The following is a 17,738-nucleotide window of genomic DNA, read 5'->3' as shown; positions in this document are numbered from 1 at the left end:
AAAGACTCGGAGACGTGCCTGAGACAGGGAGAGATAGCTAGATCCGCTCGAGCAATTGGTGGAGCACGTCCAGTAGCTTGCCATCGTCCTCGGCGTGCGCCGTCACGGTGATCGCTGTGCGCGCCGAGGGGCTGATCAGGGCGTACTGCCCGTACCGGCCGTCCATCCGGTAGGTATCGCCCTTGTCGATCCAGACACCGGGCCCGTAGCCGTGCGTCCAGCGATCGCCGTGGTCGAGGTCGCCCGGATCGACGAGGTGGCTGGTATCGAAGGCGTCGTCCGTCATCCGGCGTACATAGACGGCTGGGACGAGCTGCCGGCCCTCCCACTCGCCCTCCTGCAACAGAAGCTGCGCGAACCGTGCCAACTCATACGTACGCAGGAACAAGTCGCTCTCGGCGAACGGGTACCTCGTCGAGCCCCAACCGCCCCTCGGCTTCGGCCATCCCCACCGCGACCGCCGTGAAGGTCTTCGAGACCGAGTACAGGTTCACCCGGTCGTCGGACCGCATCCGCCGTTCGGCCAACGGCGATCCGTCCTGGTACACGCAGATCCCGTACACACCCAGGTTGTCGTCGACGTTCGCCCGCAAGAACTCGTCCAGCAACTCGCCATCCACCCCCGCATCCTAGGTCGGACCCGCGAGCCCGGCGAGCAGGTCTTTCCGCATCCTGAGTTCTCCCCCGGATCGGAAAAAGCTACCTGGGTTTGACGCGGAGGGTGGTCGCTCTGGCCGCGGCGTTGGTGATCGCACGGGTCGGCGATCCGTTGCCGTACTTCTGCAGATAAGCCGCGTCGATCTCGTCGTCGACCGTGGTGTCCGGGACAAAGACAACGTCACGGGTCGTGCCGTCCCAGACGATCGCGCCTTCATGATGCCGCCGGACGCCCTTGTACCAGCTTCCTTCGGCACCCCGCACGGACCGCACGTACAGACTCCCGTCGACAACAACGTGCCAGATGATCGTGAGCGTACGCAGCGATCCGTCCTGCCGGCGCCCGGCGACGCGAATCTCACCGATCCGATCCAGGGCCTGCAGCTCGCCGGCGTTCCAGGTACTCATGAAACCTCCTCAGGCTTCGGGGATCTGGATTCCGAAGTTTGCCACCGTGATGTTTTCGGGCTCGGGACCGCCACGCTTGCCGGTCTCGAGGGCGTCGATGGCAGTGAGCTCGTCGGCGGTGAGTTCGAAGTCGAAGACGTCGAGGTTCTGCGCGATCCGCTCAGGCTTGGTCGACTTGGGGATGACGGATCGGCCGTGCTGGAGTCCCCAGCGGAGCATCACCTGGGCCGGTGATTTGCCGTGCGCTCGCGCGATCTCACCGATGACGGGATCTTCCAGCGCGCTGGTGTGGCCGCTGTCGCGGTAGAAGGTGATGCCGCCGATCGGTGACCAGGCCTGGTTGATGATGCCGTGCTCGCTGCCGAGCGCCTGGATTTCGCGTTGCTGGAAGTACGGGTGGATCTCGAGCTGGTTGACGGCGGGCACCACGGTGGCAGCGTCGAGGAGGCCGCGGAGGTGGTCGACCATGAAGTTGCTGACACCGATGGCGCGAACCTTGCCATCGGCAAGCAAAGTCTCCAGCGCGCGATAGGCATCCAGAGTCTTGCCGAAGTCGCTGGGCAGCGCCTGGTGGAGGATCAGCAGGTCGATCTGGTCGATGCCGAGCTTGGCAGCGCTCTTGTCGAAGGCGTGCAACGTCTGGTCGTAGCCGTAGTCGCTGATCCAGACCTTGGTCTCGATGAACAACTCGTCCCGTGGGATTCCAGACTCACGGATGGCTTGGCCGACTTCGCGCTCGTTACCGTAGGCAGCGGCCGTGTCGACGTGCCGGTAGCCGACGCCTAGAGCCGCGGTGACCGCGGTCCGCGTCTCCTCGGGCGGCGTCTGGAAGACACCGAGGCCGAGGGCAGGCATCTGTACGCCGTTGTTCAGCGTCAGGTTCTGCATCATGCACTCCTTGGGAGAGTTCTGCGCCGTTGGCCGGCTTGCAGCTCGTGATCGCCGTAGCTGTTGTCGGCGGGATTGACGGTCACGCCAGGCACGACGATCTCGTCGATGCGGTCCAGCACGTCGGCCGGCAGTTCGATGTCAGCGGCCGGCAGAAATGCTTCGAGCTGTTCCATCGTGCGCGGGCCGATGATCGCCGAGGTGACGCCAGGGTGATTGATGACAAAGGCAACGGCCAGCTGGATGAGCGTCATACCGGATTTCTCCGCAAGTACCGCGAGCTGTTCGACGGCTTCGAGCTTGCGCTGGTTGGCCGGCGTCGACATGTCGAAGCGCGCCGGCGGCCGCGCGGAGGAGGTCGGCGCGGAAGCCGAGTCCTTGCGCCAGCGGCCGGAGAGCCAACCACCCGCGAGCGGGCTGTAGGTGAGGGTGCCCATCCCGTGCCGGAGGGTGGCTGGGAGAACGTCGTACTCGATGCCGCGGACGAGCAGCGAGTACGGCGGTTGTTCGGTGACGAACCGCTGCGAGTTCCGCTCCCTGGCGGCCCATTGGGCTTCGACGATCTGCGAGCCGGAGTACGACGACGAACCGAGGTAGCGGATCTTTCCCTGACGGACCAGGTCGGAGAGCGCGCCGAGGGTCTCCTCGACGTCGGTTCCGGGGCTCGGCCGGTGGACCTGGTAAAGGTCGATGTAGTCGGTGCCGAGCCGCCGCAACGAATCCTCCACCGCACGGATGATCCAGCGCCGTGAACCGCCGCGCATGTTCGGATCGTCCTGATTCATCGGCATGAAGAACTTCGTGGCGAGGAACACCTCGTCGCGCCGGCCGTCGAGGGCCTGGCCGACAATCTCTTCGGAGACCCCGGCCGAGTAGACGTCGGCGGTGTCGACGAAGTTGATACCGGCATCAAGTGCGCGGTGGATGATGCGGATCGAGTCGGCGCGGTCGTCGTTGCCCCAGGGGCCGAACATCATCGCGCCGAGGCACAGCGGGCTGACCTGAACGCCGGTACGGCCGAGAGGTCGGAATTGCATGGTCAATCCTTCGTGTCGAGGTGAGCAACGGTGGTTGCGGGATCGCGGGTGGTCCAGCTGGCCAGGAGGTTCAGGGCCTCCTCGGAGGCCGACTCCGGCGGCGCGGTGTAGACGTTGATGCGCTGACCGGGATCGCCGGCGAGTTCGAAAGCCTCGAAGTCGAGCTCGAGGTCACCGACCAGCGGATGGTGGAGGCGCTTACGGCCGGTTCGGTGGTAGCCGACGTCATGAGCCGCCCAGCGGCGCCGGAAGTCGTCGCTGCGGGTGGACAGCTCACCCACCAGATCGGAGAGGTCCTTGTCGTACGGGTCGTGCCCAGCCGTCGCGCGCAGAAACGCGACGCAGTCGTTCGCGGACTTGTCGTAGTCGACGAAAAAGTCCGTCGCAGTGGGGTCGAGGAAGCAGAACCGCGCACTGTTCGGAGGCCGGCCGGGCGTGTGGATCGCGGCGTGCTCGTACAGCGGGCTGTACAAGGCGCGACCGAGATCGTTAGCTGCCAGTACGTCGAAAAGCCCGTTGCGCAGGTACGCCGGCATCGCCATCTGGTCGAGGATCCGCTGGACGACGGGACGCACGCGCTTCTTCGCCGGCGTACGGCGTGGAGCCCGGCCGGCGGGCTTGGCAGCGGAACGGGCCAGCCGGTAGAGGTGGTCGCGCTCGGCCTCATCGAGCTGAAGCGCGTGGACGAGCCCGTCGAGCACGCCGTCGGAAACACCTCCGGCGCTGCCGCGTTCCAGGCGGATGTAGTACTCCACACTGATCCCCGCGAGCAGCGCGACCTCCTCGCGCCGCAACCCACTGACCCGCCGGTTGGCGCCGAAGATGGACAGCCCGGCCTGCTCAGGGGTGATTCTGGCCCGGCGGGTAGTCAGGAACTCCCGGAGGTCGTTGCTGCTGGAGTCGTTCTTGGCGGCCATGACTTCACGCTACGTCACAGCCGCGCAGGCACCAGACCCTGTCAGTACCCCTCTTACCAGTGCCTGTTACGGCTGGACGCTGTGGACGTACGGCGTTGTGGTGGTTACGGCCTGGAACCCGAGGCGCTGCAGGATCGGCGAGCTGTCGTCCGAGGCATCGACGTGGAGGTATTTGTAGCCCTTGGCAACGGCCTGGGCTGCGCGGACGGCGACGAGGGCCTTGTAAATGCCGCGGCCGCGCCACTCGGCGAGGGTTGAACCGCCCCAGAGGCCGGTGAACTCGGTGTTCTGCTTGTAGACCGCCCAGGCTGCGGACACGACGTGGCCGTCCGCCTCGGCGACATAGACGTCGGTCAGGCCGCTGGAGTGGCGTCGTACCAGGTCGTCGGTGAGCCAGGACCAGTCGTCGTTCCAGACTGTCGACTCCATCGCGGCGATCCGCTCGAAGTCGGCACGGTCGCCGACCAGGCGGAAGGTGATGCCGTCGACCGTGTCGCGTCCCTGCAAGCGCTGCACGATGTCAGCGCCCTCTGCGATCAGGACGGTTTCCTGGTCCTCGGGCACGAACCCGGCTGCCCGCAGCCGGTCCGGAAGATCGGCCGGAAGGTCGTGGCCGCGCAGCTTCCACTCGACCGGCTGGCCCTTCGCTGCGAAGTAGTCCCGCTGGCGGGCGATCAACGCGTCGATCTCGGCGCTGTCGAGACCGTCGAGAGAGCGGTAACTCACAAACCCTCGCTGCGGATACTCGACGCGGATCACCGGGCCGTCGGTGCTCGTCGGGACGTCGGCACTCTCGCTGGTGCCCCGCAGTTGTTCGTCGTACGCCGACAGTAGTCGCGCGATCTTGTCGTCAATCACAGCAAAAACTCTTTCATGAAGAAGGGTTCTCAGTCGCCTGCAAAAGGGTGCGCAGCAGGGCCTCGAGTTGGTCTTGCTCGGCGGCGGGGAGAGAGCGCACCAGGGACTGCTCGACGTCTTGGATGTCGCCGACACCGCGTTGCCAGATGCCCAGACCAGCCGGGGTGAGGCGCGCGAGGACCTTGCGCCGGTCGTCTCGGTCGTGGTGGCGCTCGACGTAGCCGCGGCGTTCGAGGGCGTCCAGGCGGTTGGTGAGGGCGGCGGGTGACATCGAGAGGTGTTTGGCCAGCTCGCCAGGAGTTGCCTGGTACGGCGCCCCGTTGCGGCGCAGCAGGTGGAGCGTCTTGAACTCCCACCACTGCATGTCGTACTTCGCGAGGACGGCGTCACGACTGCGGTCGAGATACTGGCCGAGGGACTGCAGACGGACGGCGATGCCCTCGACGCGGCGGTCGAAGCCGGGGATCTCGCGCTCCCACTGGTCGACGTGCCAGGTCACGAAGTCTTCTTTCACTCGTCTAACTTTTCACCCACTGAAGCTTAGTTGTCAAACATTTCGACGTCGAAGTACTTTCGGAGAGCTCGGTTCGCGATCGGTGAGGAGACGTCAGATGGTGCAGGTCGAGGTGTCAGCGGTGGCTGCCGCGGCGGGACAGCTGGTGCTGGCGGGACAGTGGGGTGTTGCCCGGGGGCTACTGGAGGCGACGCAGCCGGTGGAAGCGGCGGATGTTCGCGCCGTGGCGTTGGCGTTGGCCGAGGTGGCGGTGGATGAAGACTTTGCGCGGCAGACGCAGACCGGAGAGCGCGCTCTCGCTGCTCTCTGGCGGGCGCTCGAAGTGTTGCCTGATGCAACGGCTGGCTGGGATGCCGCGTTGCTGCAGCTCCGCTCCGAATATGCTCCGGCGCTGTTCAGCGGGGCCAAAGAGCGTGGCGATTCGCTGGTTGCGAAGGCGGTTCTACTGCAGGACATCGCTCCCGACAACGGCCGGGCCGGGATGGCCGCGTTCTACGCGGGGGCGATCGCCGACAATCTGGTCGGCGACTCGGACGCGGCGTTCAAGCACTACACCGAGGCGCTGGAGCTCGGAGAGAGCGCTCTCGATGATCTCGTGATTTCTCTCGCGTTGCGGCACCTCGGCGACCATGCGCACACCGCCGGTGACCTGAAGCTCGCGCGAGCACAGTGGGAGCGGTCGACCGAGTTACGGCAGAAGATCGGGCATCTACTGGGAGCGCTCGCTCAGCAAGTGCTGCTGTGCGTGCTGCTGAAGGACGAAGGTGAGGTGGCGGGATCGCAGGCGTTGGCGACCGAGGTCAACCGGTGGGCCGGGCAGGCCGGCATCCCGTTCATCGAGAAGCAGACGGCCGCAATGACGGGTTGACTGGCAGCCCGAACTCCGCTGGTACGCCGGGGCTGTGCAGCACGTGGTCGGGCAGCCCGACCGGCTCGGGTAGGCCGACTGATGGGAACAGACCCGGCATGTGCAGCTTGGTGACTGTGGCGGAGTGCAGCTCCCACGTCGGGTGGTAGTTCGGCAGGTACCAGGTACGGCGAGCTCGGTGGGTGTGAAGTCCCCAGCGAGCTGTCAGGAACTCCGCCAGTGGATCAGTCGGGACGGCTGGCCCGGTGTCGACCGCGATCAGGGCGGCCGCGGACACACCGGGCCAGCGCAGTGTCGACGCATAGGTATGGGTGCTCCCGGCAACGGTATGGGTCATCTGAGCCCACCGATACGGGAGAGCGAACACCGCGCGAGCGGCCGACACCACCGCGAGCCGGTCCGCATCAAGGCTGAGGAAGATGACACCACGCCGGCCCGCCGAGTCGATCGAGTACAGGCGGATATTCGTTTCGAGGAACGTACCGAAGTACGGGATCGCAGGCCCATGCGGCAGCCCGGTCCCAACCATCCGGAACGGAACCAGACCGACGTACGTGCGCCCTTCGAAAACGTCAGGCCGTGCACCGGGCGGGAAGAGATGCGCCACCGCGGCAGGATTCACCGCCCAGTGCAGAAATGTCAGATCCAGCCACCGCTGCCGCAGGATCCGCGGCCGGCGCAACTCCGGCGCTGCAGGCCAACCACTCATGGGGCCGGCGTGTCTCGCACGGTGACGTTGACGTGGCTGCCAGTTGCGCGCCCGGTTCGAGCCGAGCAATCGGTCCGCGTCCGATTCGGCAGCAGCAGAAACCCGTTGAACGTTCGCGAGACCTCGGCGATGACGTGAGGCACTCGTTGCTCCTAGGTGCAGTAGTGACACCACACCCTATCGGCCCCGCATGACAGACAGACAAGGCCCCGCGCGCGGTACGGGTGCGGTACGGGTGCGGTACGGGCAGAGACACGTCGGCGACAACGCATAGGTTCGGGACGCATTCACCGGGGCGGCACAAGCCGGCTCGGGGGACCATCTCTTTGGAGGATCGATGAAGGCAAGCGTTCTGAGGGCAGTGGTAGGGGTCGCAGCGGTCTTGAGCGTCTCGTTGGTCGCGGGTCCTGCACAGGCGACCGACGGTCCGGTGTCCGCTCGCGTATACACCGAGGGAAGCTCCGGCAGCGGTGGGATCGGGTCGGCGTCTCTCACCTTCAGAAGCTCGACAGTCGTCGACTACACCAACCTCAAGGTGCGCGATGTGTGCCCCGGTGACAACCTTCCGGTACGTGTCTACACCAAGATGGTGTACACCGACGGAACCTTCGAAACTGACTACGTCGGTGCGGACACCAACGGCTGCGGCTCCGACGGCACCAACCTAGGGGGCTTCAGAGCCACCAGCAGCAAGCGGGTAGCGAAGGCAGGCGTGACGGTGTGCGTCTACAACTCGGTTCGCAACCTGCAGTGCAAAGACGCGTTCCGGGACAACGATCACACCTGAGTTCTGATGAGCCCCAGATGTCCCGCCGGGCTCGCCGACAAAGGCGAGCCCGGTCCGTCGGATTACGAGGAGAAGGCTGCGTCGAAGGCGGCGGTGGGTGGGTCGAAGGCAAGGGTCTTGACGAAGTTGAGGGCTTCGGGGGCGCCGACCAGGCGGTCCATGCCGGCGTCTTCCCATTCGACGGAGATCGGGCCCGTGTAGCCGATCGTGTTGAGCATGCGGAAGCAGGCTTCCCACGGTACGTCGCCGTGGCCGGTGGAGACGAAGTCCCAGCCGCGGCGGGGGTCGCCCCAGGCGAGGTGGGAGCCCATGCGGCCGTTGCGGCCGTTGCCGACCTGGCGCTTCGCGTCCTTGCAGTCGACGTGGTAGATGCGGTCCTTGAAGTCCCAGAGGAAGCCGACCGGGTCGAGGTCCTGCCAGACGAAGTGTGAGGGATCCCAGTTGAGGCCGAACGCTTCGCGGTGGCCGATAGCCTCCAGCGTGGCAACGGTCGACCAGTAGTCGTAGGCGATCTCGGACGGATGCACCTCGTGGGCAAAGCGAACACCGACCTCGTCGAAGACGTCGAGGATCGGGTTCCAGCGGTCAGCGAAGTCTCGGTAGCCGGCCTCGACCATCGCCGCCGGAACCGGCGGGAACATCGCGACGGTCTTCCAGATCGACGAGCCGGTGAAACCGACCACAACGTCGACACCGAGCGCACGAGCCGCGCGGGCGGTCGTCGCCATCTCGGCGGCTGCACGCTGCCGGACACCTTCGGGTGAACCGTCACCCCAGATGTGGGCGGGCAGGATCGCCTCGTGCCGCTGGTCGATCGGGTCGTCGCAGATCGCCTGGCCGAGCAGGTGGTTCGAGATCGTCCAGACCTTGAGGTTGTACTTCTCCAGGATGTCCAGCCGGCCCTGGACGTACGCCGAGTCCTCGGCAGCACGCCGTACGTCGAGGTGGTCGCCCCAGCAGGCGATCTCGAGGCCGTCGTATCCCCACGACGACGCCAGCCGGGCGACTTCCTCGAACGGCAGGTCGGCCCACTGGCCGGTGAACAGGGTGATCGGTCGCGCCATCACAAACTCCTCAACTAGCACAAACTCATCGAACAGGGGGTGGGTGCCCCCGGCGACACCGGAGCGCGGGTGCCGCCGGGGACGAGGACCGCATGGTCCCCCGCCGACCGCCGGAGAGCGCTCTGTCCCGGTCCCGGATGGGGCCGAACCACCCGGGGACGGAAGCGCTCTCCAGCGGTGACGTCTTTAGCGGATCTTGCTCCTCAGGTCCTGGCCGACGGCGGTCAGCAACGTGCGGGTCGGCACGTCCTTCACCGTCTTGGCCTGGTTGAGGAACAAGTCCATGGCAATCCGTGCGACCAAGGGCTGCTTGCGGGCGACGGCACGTTCTGCCAGTCCGAGCTGCACCTTCATCACCACGGCCGAGGCCGGAGAAACCTTCCCGGAGAGGCGGAAGCGCTCTACGAGTTTCACCGCCTCCGAGTACGACGAGACGACGGCGAACTGCACTGTCGTCACCGACTTGTTGCCCGCCTTGTCGAGCGCGGTCGCGGTCAGCTTGTGCGCACCGAGCCCGAGGACGGCGCCGTCAAGCTTCCCGCCGGCCGCTACCGCCTTCCCGTCGATCGCCAGTGTCACGCCGTCCGGACCGGAACCCGCATCCGCAGCCTTGGCACTGACCGTCGCCGTCGAAGCAACCCCGAGCGACGCACCCGGCGCAAGACCGGTCACCGTCGCGGTCGGCGCCGTACGGTCGATCTTGACCGTCACCGTTGCCGGCTCCGACACGTTGCCGGCGGTGTCGGACGCCCGCACCTGCAAGGTGTGGGTGCCGTCGGCGGTGAACTTCACCGGAGTCGTGTACTCCGACCAGTTGCCGTCGCCAACCTTCTGCTCCAGGTACGTCTGACCACCCTGGTCGTCCGTTCCGAGAGCGGTTGCCGCGACCTCATCGGTCCACCAACCGGCAAGGCCGGAAGGCGTCGACGGGTTCAGCGAGAGCGCCACAGTCGGCGCCGTCGTGTCCCGCACCAGCTTGAAGTACTCGAACTTAGCCGTCTTCGAAGCCGCCTGGTCCACACCGAACGCGTAGACCCCGAACTTCGCCCCAGTCGCCAACGCAGTGTTCGCGACCGACTGCATGGCCGTCCAGGTCAGCCCGTCCGAGCTGTACGACCCGGTGAAGTTCGATCCCTTCTTGGCCAGCCGGAACCACCAGACACCCTGCGTCGCCCCAGCACCAGGCTGCGGTTGCTGCAGTACATCGCCGATCTCGCTGCGCAGCTCGATGCCTCGGGCAACTGTTGATCCCGGCGGGTTCGTGGTCAGGTAGTCCAGCTTCACATAGTTCGCATCGTCCTTGTAGACAAGGAGACCTGCTTGCTGGAAAGCCTCGTCGAATGTCGACCCATCGACCTTCGTCTCGATCGTCCAGTCACCGTCCGGTGCTGGTTGCACCATCAGGTTGCGAGGGTTCGTCGCCGTGCCCTGGTAGATGTCGCCCTTGCTGGTGTCGATCTCGAGCCCGCCACCGGTCACCCGGTACGCCGCGGGGTCCGGCCGGACGATGCCCGACCAGCGGCACGCGTCGAGCGTCGTACCGGTGAACTCGTCGTCCGGTGCCGGCTGCTCGGCGGTGTCGTCCGGCGTCAGCTGGAAGTAGTCGAACGACGCCGTGATCGGTAGCGCCTCGGTCCGGTTGGCCAGGCCGAAGAGACCGATCCGCGGGTTCGAGATCCCGGCCAGCTGCTTGGTCTCCGGCATCTCCGTGTACGTCGAACCATCCGCGGAGTAGGCCGCCTTCAGGTTCGCACCGTCGGAGGTGAACCGCACCCACACGGTATCCGGGTATGCCGCGCCCAGGTTGGCCGTGTTCGATCCGGAAACCTCGTTCGGTACGCCGTTCTCCTCGCGGATGAACTGGAAGATCCGGTCCGCCGCTGACGGTGCCCCGGTCGATCGCCCCTGGATCACCATCTTCGCGTAGTTGTCGTCGTCGCCGTACACAAGCAACCCAGCCTGCTGATACGCCAGGCGAGCCGGCAGAGTCAGCTTCGTGGTTGCCTGCCAGGCACCGGCCGGCAGCGGCTGCAGCACGAGGTTCGGAGTCCCCGTGTTGCCGGTGCCGTAGAGGTCGGTCGCCGTCAGCGGGAGCTTCAGGTTGCCGTCAGCAACCGAGAGCTCTTGGTTGCCACGAACAACGGACGACCAGCGGCTGGTGTTCAGCGAAGTCCCGTCGAACCCATCCGACCGGCCGGTCAGGCAAGTCGGCAGCGCCGGCGAATCCACCGTCACCACGACCTTCGCCGTACCGGCTGCACCGCGGGAGTCCGTCACGGTCACGACAGCTGTATGCGTCCCAGCCGTTGTGTAGGTGTGACTGACCGAGGCTCCGGTCGCCGTCCCACCGTCACCGAAACTCCACGTGTACGAGAGCGGCAGATCGCCTTCCGGATCGGTCGCGGCCGCCGTGAAGTCGACCTTCAGCGGCGCCTTGCCCTGCGTCGTCGACGCCTGGACTGTCACCGACGGGCGCTGGTTGTCCGTGACGCCCTTACCGATGAACTTCACCCAGTTGACGTTCAGCTGCCCGGTCGTCTTCACGAAGTACAGCGGGCCACTTGCCAGCGATGCACCACTCACCGGCGCGGTGAAGTCGCCGTACGTCTGCCAACCACCGGTCGGCGTCACCTGGATGGTCGCGATCACCGGACCGTCGGTTGGCGAACCCTGCCTGACCTGCACGGTCGCGCCGAGATCCGGCGATGCCGCGCGCAGCTGGAGCTGGTTGATGTTGGTCAGGTTCGTGGGCTTCCAGCCCCACCAGTCGCCGTCGTCGATCCAGCCGATGTTCTTCCCGCCACCGGCCGTGTCGCCGGTGTTCTCGACCTGTACGCCGCCGCTCGCGCCCGGACCGCCGGTCTCGCTGAAGAACTCGGCCTCGCGCGTCTTCGGCTGCAGCTGAACGATCTTCTGCGTGGTGATCCGGCCACTGCCCGGAGCGCCCTTGTCGGTGTAGGTCACCTTGACGATGCCGAAGATGTTCGCCCCGACGTGCCCCTGGTCACCGGGCAGCGGGAACGTGCCTTCACACCCGTGGTACTGCTCGTAGTCGTGCGCGTGCTCGTCATGCCCGAGCGCGGGCTGGGTGATGACGTCGTTGCAGTCGATCGTCCCGTCCTCGGGATCGGTGACCGTCACCTTGTAGCGGATCGTGTCGCCGAACTCGAAGAACCCACCGTCGAGCGGCGCCTCGATCGCGATCGTCGGTGCGGTGTTTCCGGCCGTGATCGTCTTGTTCGACACCGCGGTCCGGCCGTCCGAGTCCGTCACCGTCAACCGCGCGGTGAACACACCCGGCGCGGTATAGGTGTACGACGGCTTCGGCTCGGTGCTGTCCGTCGTCCCGTTGCCGTCGAAGTCCCACGCCAGCGTGATCGGCTGCCCGTCCGGATCACGTGACCCGGTCGAGTCGAAGGCGACCGCCAGCGGCGTCGGCCCCGAGGTCTTGTCGGTGGAGAACTGGGCAATCGGAGCCCGATTCCCTTGCACATAGTCGATGCGGTAGATCCCGGAGTCGGCGTTGTTGCCGCCGAAACCACTCCCCCACTCGATGACATAGAGAGCACCGTCCGGTCCGAACTGCAACGCGTGCGGCCGGATGAAGTTCAGCTTCGCCAGCATCCGCGACACATCGCTGACGCCCGTCCGCTCGTCGTTCAGCTGGACCGAGAACAACCGGCTGTCGTTCCAGTCGGCGAACACTGCCTTGCCGTCGAAGTACGCCGGCCACTTGCGATCCGACGTACTGGCGGCGTCGAACTTGTAGGCACCGCTGGTCATCGGCGCGCCGCTGCCACCGATCTCCGGCGAGCCGGTGGTCGACTTACCCATCCACAGCGAGGCCGGGATTGCTGCCGGCAACTGACTGATACCGGTGTTGTTCGGCGAGTTGTTGACCGGGGCGTTGCAGTTGAACGTCGCACCCGATGTACCGGTCGCGAAGTCGTGATCGTTGTACGGCGTGTTCGCGCCGACGCAGTAGGGCCAGCCGTAGAAGCCTGGCTTGTCCAGGACGTCCCACTCGACCCGTCCATCCGGACCGCGCGTCGGCGAGACCTGGCCGGCGTCGGGACCGTAGTCGGCGACGAACAGGTGGTTGGTGGTCGGGTCGATGCCGATCCGGAACGGGTTCCGGAAGCCCATCGCGTAGATCTCGGGGCGGGTCTTCGCCGTACCTGGCGGGAACATGTTGCCGGACGGGACGGTGTACGTTCCGTCGGCCTCGGGGTGGATCCGCAGCACCTTGCCATTGAGCACGTTGCTGTTCGCGGAACTGCCCTGGGAATCCCAGGCCGCGCGACCCGCACGCTCGTCGATCGGCGAGTAGCCGTCGGAGTCGAACGGGTTCCGATTGTCGCCGGTGGCAATGAAAAGGTTGCCGTTGCCATCGAACTCCAGCGCACCACCGGCGTGACAGCACTGGTCGCGCTGGGTGTCGATCCGCATGACCTGCTTCTCGCTGGCGAGGTCCAAAGTGTCACCAGTCACCTTGAAGCGCGAGACACGGTCGTGCGGATCGGCCGCAGCCGGCGAGTAGTACAGATAGAGATAGCCGTTGGTGTCGAAGGCCGGGTCGAGCGCGATCCCGAGCAGACCGAACTCCTGGCCGGTATAGACGTTCAGGGTCCCGGCGGTCAGCACGGTGCCGTCGGTCTTGACGATCTTCACCGCGCCGTTGCGGTCGATGTAGAAGACCCGGCCGTCCTTGGCGATCGTCAGTTCCATCGGGTTCGACGTGTTGTCGTCGAGGGTGACCTTCTCGTAGCTCTCGCTCAGCGAGGCACCACAGTCAGCGGGCTGCACACCGGCGGCGGTCTTGATGCCACCGAGCAACACCTTCTGGAACGTCGGGTCGGCGAAGGACTCGATCGTGTGCCCCATGCCTGTGTACCAAGCGCGGCCGCCGTCGTAGTCCTGACACCACGTGATCGGGTGCTCGACGCCCATGTTGCCGCCGCTGTACGACGATTCGTCCAGCGACTCGAGGACGTGCACCGTCCCCCGCAGGTTGGTCTTGTAGTTGTACCACTCGTCCGTGCGCTGCCAGGTGGTCGGCGCCTCGGCGGTCGACGGGTGCGCGTGATCCTCGGTCTTGACCGTCGCGGTCGGCGTACCGGCCGGGTGGCTGTCGAAGTAGCTTCCGACGAGCTTGCCGTACCAGGGCCAGTCGTACTCGGTGTCCGAAGCTGCGTGGATACCGGCGTACCCGCCGCCACCGCGAATGTACCGCTCGAAGGAAGCCTGCTGGTCCGCGTTCAGGACGTCGCCGGTCGTTGACAGCCAGATGACCACCTCGTACTTGGCCAGCTCGGTGTCGTTGAACAGCGAGGCGTCCTCGGTCGCGGTGACCGTGAAGTTGTTGCCGGCGGCAAGGTCCTTGACGGCCTGGATGCCGGCCGGGATGGAGTCGTGCCGGAACCCGGCGGTCTTGCTGAAGATCAAGGCGTTGAAGGTCTCGTCACCGTGCCCGGGATGGGCCCGGGCCGGCGACGAGGCCAGCACAGTCGCCACCAGGGCGAGCACGAGGGCAACGGCAATCGTGCCATGCCTGCGTAGCTGGATCATGCGGAGCTCCTCATGGGTCGGATAAGGTGCGCGCTCCAACAATTCCCGTGCTCTGCCCTGCGCGGGATGTGTAGGTACTGCAGAAGGATCAGCGAACGCCGAGCAGGTGCTCCATCGCCAGCTGGTCCAGCTTCTCGAATCCGAGTCCGCGCTCGGCCAGCGCGTTCGGGTCGTAGGTCTGGGAACGGAGGTCGGCCAGACTCTCACCCTCGGCCAGGGTGGGTTCGGACAACTCCGTCACGCGGGCCGCAGCCAGCGCCTCGGTCACCTCCGGGTCGGCCCGGAAGGCAGCCACCTTCTCCCGCAGGATCAGGTAGTTGCGCATACAGCCGCGCGCGGTCTCCCACACACCGTCCTCGTCCTCGGTGCGCGGCGGCTTGTAGTCGAAGTGCACAAACCCGTCGTACCCGGGCTTGCCTTCACTTCCCTGCAGTACGTCGACGGTCCAGAAGGCCTCACGCAGATTCCCGGCCCCGAACCGCAGGTCCTGGTCGAACCGCGGACCGTGCTGACCGTTGAGGTCGATGTGGTACAGCTTCCCGTGCCACAACGCCTGGGCGATTCCGTGCGCGTAGTTCAGGCCGGCCATCTGCTCGTGACCGACCTCGGGGTTGATCCCGACCAGCTCCGGGTCCGCGAGATCGTTGATGAAGGCAATGGCATGGCCGATCGACGGCAGCAGGATGTCACCGCGCGGCTCGTTCGGCTTCGGCTCGATCGCGAACCGGATGTTGTAGCCCTGCTCGCGCACGTACGCGCACAGGATGTCCATCGACTCCTTGTACCGGTCCAGCGCCGCGCGGACGTCCTTCGAGCCACCGGACTCCGCACCTTCGCGACCGCCCCACAGCACGTACGTCGACGCGCCCAGCTCGGCGGCCAGATCGAGATTGCGCAGGACCTTGGCGAGCGCATAGCGCCGTACCTGGCGGTCGTTGGCGGTCAGACCGCCGTCCTTGAAGACCGGGTGGCTGAACAGGTTGGTGGTCGCCATCTCGACGACGATGCCGGTGTCGGCCAGCGCCTTGCTGAAGCGCTCAAGGGTCTGGGTCCGGGTCTTGTCGTCCGGGACCAGGTCGTCGTCGTGGAACGAGATCGCGGCGGCGCCGAGCTCCGCGAGCTTCTCGACCGCGTGGACCGGGTCCATCGGGGGCCGGACCGCCGTACCGAAGACGTCGACGCCTTCCCAGCCGACGGTCCACAGACCGAACGAGAACTTGTCGTCCCTGCTGGGCGTATATGCGTTCATGAGGAGATCTCCTGCCATTGTCGAGACGTCGAACTGGTCTCGACCGCGGCCAGCACTCGCTGGACCTGCAGCCCGTCCGCGAACGACGGCGCCGGATCGGTACCCTCGGCAATCGCGGTGACCAGGTCGACGACTTGGTGGGTAAATCCGTGCTCGTAGCCGAGCAGGTGACCCGGTGGCCACCAGGCCTCGACGTACGGGTGGACGGCCTCGGTCGCGAGGATGCGACGGAAGCCGGCCGTCCGGGAGTCTTCGGTTGCGTCGTAGTAGTGCAGGACGTTCATGTCCTCGAAGTCGAACGCGAGACTGCCGTCGCTGCCGTTGATCTCGATCCGGATCGCGTTCTTGCGACCGGTCGCGAAACGGGTGGCTTCGAAGACACCGAGTGCGCCGGAGGCGAACTTCGCCAGGAAGACCGCCGCGTCGTCGACGGTCACCGGGCCGCGCTCGGTCCCCGCCGTACCGGACAAGCCGGTGTGTTCCGACGAGGCGACCGGGCGTTCTTTGACGAAGGTCTCGAGCTGACCGCTGACCTCGGCGATGGTGTCGCCGGTGATGTACTGCGTCAGGTCGACGATGTGCGCGCCGATGTCGCCGAGCGCACCCGAGCCGGCCCGCTCCTTGTCGAGGCGCCACGACAGCGGCGCCTCAGGGTCGGCAATCCAGTCCTGCAGGTACTGCGCCCGGACGTGCCGGATGGTACCGAGCTTGCCCTCGGCAACCAACTGCCGGGCCAGCCCGATCGCCGGGACCCGGCGGTAGGTGAACCCGACCATCGAGCGGATGCCCTGCGCGTTGGCCTTTGCAGCCGCCGCGGCCATGGCTTCCGCCTCGGCGACCGTGTTCGCAAGCGGCTTCTCGCACAGCACATGCTTCCCGGCCTCTAGAGCCGCGATCGCGATCTCGGCGTGGCTGTCCCCCGGCGTACAGACATCAATGACCTGTACGTCGTCGCGGGTGAGCAGCTTGCGCCAGTCGGTCTCGGTCTCCTGCCAGCCCAGCTTGCCCGCAGCAGCCTGTACGGCGTCCGCGTTGCGGCCGCACAGAACGTTCATCGTGGGGTTGATCGGCAGGTCGAAGAAGCGCGGTGCGCTCCGCCAGGCCTGCGAGTGGGCCGCGCCCATGAACGCATAGCCGATCAACCCGATACCCAGATCGGTCATGTCTGTCAGCTTTCGAAGGCGGTCGGCAGGTACTGGTCGACGTTGTCCTTGGTGACGACCGGCGCGAACAGCTGGACCTTGCGCGGGACCTCGACCTCCACCAGGTCGCCGAGAGCCTTCTTCTGGAGCAGCAGCCGGGCCAGGCGGACGCCGTCGGCACCCTGCGTGGACGGGTAGACCACGGTGGCCTTGACCAACGACGTACCGGCCTTGATGTCGCGCATCACGTTCGCGGAACCGGCGCCACCGACCAGGAAGAAGTCCTTGCGGTTGGAGTTCTTGATCGCGGCCATCACGCCGACACCCTGGTCGTCGTCGTGGTTCCAGATGGCGTCGATCTTCGGGGCCGCCTGCAACAAGTTGGCCGCCGCCTTCTCACCGGACTCGACCGTGAACTCGGCCGCAACCCGGTTGTTGACCTTCAGGCCACAGCCGGCCAGTGCGTCCTTGAAGCCCTTGCTGCGGTCCTGAGTCAGCGGCAGCGAGTCGATGCCGGCGATCTCCGCCACGATCGAGTCCTTCTTGTCCTTCAACTGCGAGCAGACGTAGCCGCCGGCCGACACACCCATGCCGTAGTTGTCGCCGAGCACTGTCGTCCGCGCCGCGGCCGGGCTGCCGAACTCCCGGTCGACGTTGACGACCGTGATGCCGGCCTCCATCGCCTTGGTGGCGACCGCGGTCAGCGCGGCACCGTCGAAGGGCAGCAGCACGATCGCGTCGACCTTCTGGTTGATGAAGGTCTCCACCTGGCTGATCTGCAGGTTCACGTCGTTGGTGCCTTCGGCAACGACCAGCTCGACGTCGGAGTACTTCTTCGCCTCGGCCTGGGTGGCCTTGGTGATCGCACCCATCCAGCCGTGGTCGGCGGCCGGGGCGGAGAAGCCGATCTTGACCTTCTTGCCGGGTTCGTCGTTCTTGCCGGCACTCACGGCCTGCGTCTTGGCCGCGTCACTGGGGTCGGCCTTCGGGGTGTTGCTGGTACAGGCGGCCAGGGCGAGCACGCCGATGCCGGCAACGATGATGGTACGGGCGGAATGGGACATCAGTGTCT

The 17,738-nt window shown here is 66.2% G+C and carries 16 protein-coding genes; 2 read left to right on the top strand and 14 right to left on the bottom strand.

What is annotated here, in order from left to right; translation table 11 throughout:
* Nucleotides 1-37: 37 nt before the first annotated feature.
* From E1263_RS43215 to E1263_RS11320, 8 genes are all read right to left on the bottom strand, one after another.
* A complete protein-coding gene (locus E1263_RS43215; RefSeq protein ID WP_202868831.1) occupies nt 38-388 on the bottom strand; it encodes a serine hydrolase domain-containing protein in 351 nt (116 codons plus the stop codon).
* Complete coding sequence (locus tag E1263_RS43210) at nt 369-620, bottom strand: serine hydrolase (protein WP_202868830.1); 252 nt, start codon at nt 618-620, stop codon at nt 369-371. Before E1263_RS43210 ends, E1263_RS43215 begins: the two co-directional genes overlap by 20 nt.
* Before the next feature lie 79 nt (nt 621-699).
* Nucleotides 700-1,065 carry a DUF2255 family protein gene (locus E1263_RS11345; RefSeq protein WP_132167199.1) on the bottom strand — a complete coding sequence of 122 codons (366 nt, stop codon included), beginning with the start codon at nt 1,063-1,065 and terminating at the stop codon, nt 700-702.
* A gap of 9 nt (nt 1,066-1,074) precedes the next feature.
* Nucleotides 1,075-1,953, bottom strand: a complete 879-nt coding sequence (locus E1263_RS11340; RefSeq protein ID WP_132167198.1) for an aldo/keto reductase — start codon at nt 1,951-1,953, stop codon at nt 1,075-1,077.
* The gene (locus tag E1263_RS11335) at nt 1,953-2,990 is read right to left on the bottom strand and encodes an aldo/keto reductase (protein ID WP_132167197.1); all 1,038 of its coding nucleotides are present in this window, start codon (nt 2,988-2,990) and stop codon (nt 1,953-1,955) included. The genes E1263_RS11340 and E1263_RS11335 overlap by 1 nt, the downstream gene beginning before the upstream one ends.
* Before the next feature lie 2 nt (nt 2,991-2,992).
* On the bottom strand, nt 2,993-3,907 hold the full coding sequence (locus tag E1263_RS11330) for a helix-turn-helix transcriptional regulator (RefSeq protein WP_132167196.1): 915 nt from the start codon (nt 3,905-3,907) through the stop codon (nt 2,993-2,995).
* A gap of 66 nt (nt 3,908-3,973) precedes the next feature.
* Complete coding sequence (locus E1263_RS11325; RefSeq protein ID WP_132167195.1) at nt 3,974-4,765, bottom strand: GNAT family N-acetyltransferase; 792 nt, start codon at nt 4,763-4,765, stop codon at nt 3,974-3,976.
* 13 nt (nt 4,766-4,778) lie between these two features.
* Complete coding sequence (locus E1263_RS11320; RefSeq protein ID WP_132167194.1) at nt 4,779-5,264, bottom strand: MarR family winged helix-turn-helix transcriptional regulator; 486 nt, start codon at nt 5,262-5,264, stop codon at nt 4,779-4,781.
* Nucleotides 5,265-5,376: 112 nt separating this feature from the next.
* Here E1263_RS11320 and E1263_RS11315 point away from each other — a divergent pair, with 112 nt between their 5' ends.
* Nucleotides 5,377-6,147 (top strand): hypothetical protein, encoded by a 771-nt coding sequence (locus E1263_RS11315; protein WP_132167193.1) that lies wholly within the window; start codon nt 5,377-5,379, stop codon nt 6,145-6,147.
* On the opposite strand, the gene E1263_RS11310 is transcribed toward E1263_RS11315, so the two are convergent.
* On the bottom strand, nt 6,113-6,856 hold the full coding sequence (locus E1263_RS11310) for a YqjF family protein (protein ID WP_132167192.1): 744 nt from the start codon (nt 6,854-6,856) through the stop codon (nt 6,113-6,115). The two genes, E1263_RS11315 and E1263_RS11310, sit on opposite strands and share 35 nt — an antisense overlap.
* Nucleotides 6,857-7,193: 337 nt before the next feature.
* On the opposite strand from E1263_RS11310, the gene E1263_RS11305 reads away from it, so the two are divergent.
* The gene (locus E1263_RS11305) at nt 7,194-7,643 is read left to right on the top strand and encodes a hypothetical protein (RefSeq protein ID WP_132167191.1); all 450 of its coding nucleotides are present in this window, start codon (nt 7,194-7,196) and stop codon (nt 7,641-7,643) included.
* Between the two features lie 62 nt (nt 7,644-7,705).
* Here E1263_RS11305 and E1263_RS11300 read toward each other — a convergent pair whose 3' ends face one another.
* From E1263_RS11300 to E1263_RS11280, 5 genes are all read right to left on the bottom strand, one after another.
* Nucleotides 7,706-8,707: a sugar phosphate isomerase/epimerase family protein gene (locus tag E1263_RS11300; RefSeq protein WP_132167190.1), complete on the bottom strand. Its 1,002-nt coding sequence runs from the start codon at nt 8,705-8,707 to the stop codon at nt 7,706-7,708.
* A 186-nt stretch (nt 8,708-8,893) separates the two neighbouring features.
* The gene (locus tag E1263_RS11295) at nt 8,894-14,275 is read right to left on the bottom strand and encodes a ThuA domain-containing protein (RefSeq protein WP_132167189.1); all 5,382 of its coding nucleotides are present in this window, start codon (nt 14,273-14,275) and stop codon (nt 8,894-8,896) included.
* A gap of 88 nt (nt 14,276-14,363) precedes the next feature.
* Nucleotides 14,364-15,524, bottom strand: coding sequence for a xylose isomerase (gene xylA / locus E1263_RS11290; RefSeq protein ID WP_132167188.1), 1,161 nt, complete (start codon nt 15,522-15,524; stop codon nt 14,364-14,366).
* Complete coding sequence (locus E1263_RS11285) at nt 15,521-16,687, bottom strand: Gfo/Idh/MocA family protein (protein ID WP_132167187.1); 1,167 nt, start codon at nt 16,685-16,687, stop codon at nt 15,521-15,523. Before E1263_RS11285 ends, xylA begins: the two co-directional genes overlap by 4 nt.
* 5 nt (nt 16,688-16,692) lie before the next feature.
* Nucleotides 16,693-17,730, bottom strand: a complete 1,038-nt coding sequence (locus E1263_RS11280; protein ID WP_132167186.1) for a substrate-binding domain-containing protein — start codon at nt 17,728-17,730, stop codon at nt 16,693-16,695.
* Between the last annotated feature and the right edge of the window lie 8 nt (nt 17,731-17,738).

The sequence above is a fragment of the Kribbella antibiotica genome (assembly GCF_004349055.1).
Classification (GTDB): domain Bacteria; phylum Actinomycetota; class Actinomycetes; order Propionibacteriales; family Kribbellaceae; genus Kribbella; species Kribbella antibiotica.
The sequence above is the reverse complement of the archived record's forward strand: the minus strand, read 5'-3'. Positions and strand labels throughout refer to the sequence as shown.

Bases quoted from the DNA above. Each gene is read 5' to 3' on its own strand.
- E1263_RS11335 (WP_132167197.1), bottom strand. From the start codon at position 2,990: ATGCAATTCCGACCTCTCGGCCGTACCGGCGTTCAGGTCAGCCCGCTG.
- xylA (WP_132167188.1), bottom strand. From the start codon at position 15,524: ATGAACGCATATACGCCCAGCAGGGACGACAAGTTCTCGTTCGGTCTG.
- E1263_RS11300 (WP_132167190.1), bottom strand. From the start codon at position 8,707: ATGGCGCGACCGATCACCCTGTTCACCGGCCAGTGGGCCGACCTGCCG.
- E1263_RS11345 (WP_132167199.1), bottom strand. From the start codon at position 1,065: ATGAGTACCTGGAACGCCGGCGAGCTGCAGGCCCTGGATCGGATCGGT.
- E1263_RS11280 (WP_132167186.1), bottom strand. From the start codon at position 17,730: ATGTCCCATTCCGCCCGTACCATCATCGTTGCCGGCATCGGCGTGCTC.
- E1263_RS11305 (WP_132167191.1), top strand. From the start codon at position 7,194: ATGAAGGCAAGCGTTCTGAGGGCAGTGGTAGGGGTCGCAGCGGTCTTG.
- E1263_RS11330 (WP_132167196.1), bottom strand. From the start codon at position 3,907: ATGGCCGCCAAGAACGACTCCAGCAGCAACGACCTCCGGGAGTTCCTG.
- E1263_RS11315 (WP_132167193.1), top strand. From the start codon at position 5,377: ATGGTGCAGGTCGAGGTGTCAGCGGTGGCTGCCGCGGCGGGACAGCTG.
- E1263_RS11310 (WP_132167192.1), bottom strand. From the start codon at position 6,856: ATGAGTGGTTGGCCTGCAGCGCCGGAGTTGCGCCGGCCGCGGATCCTG.
- E1263_RS11285 (WP_132167187.1), bottom strand. From the start codon at position 16,687: ATGACCGATCTGGGTATCGGGTTGATCGGCTATGCGTTCATGGGCGCG.
- E1263_RS11340 (WP_132167198.1), bottom strand. From the start codon at position 1,953: ATGCAGAACCTGACGCTGAACAACGGCGTACAGATGCCTGCCCTCGGC.
- E1263_RS11295 (WP_132167189.1), bottom strand. From the start codon at position 14,275: ATGATCCAGCTACGCAGGCATGGCACGATTGCCGTTGCCCTCGTGCTC.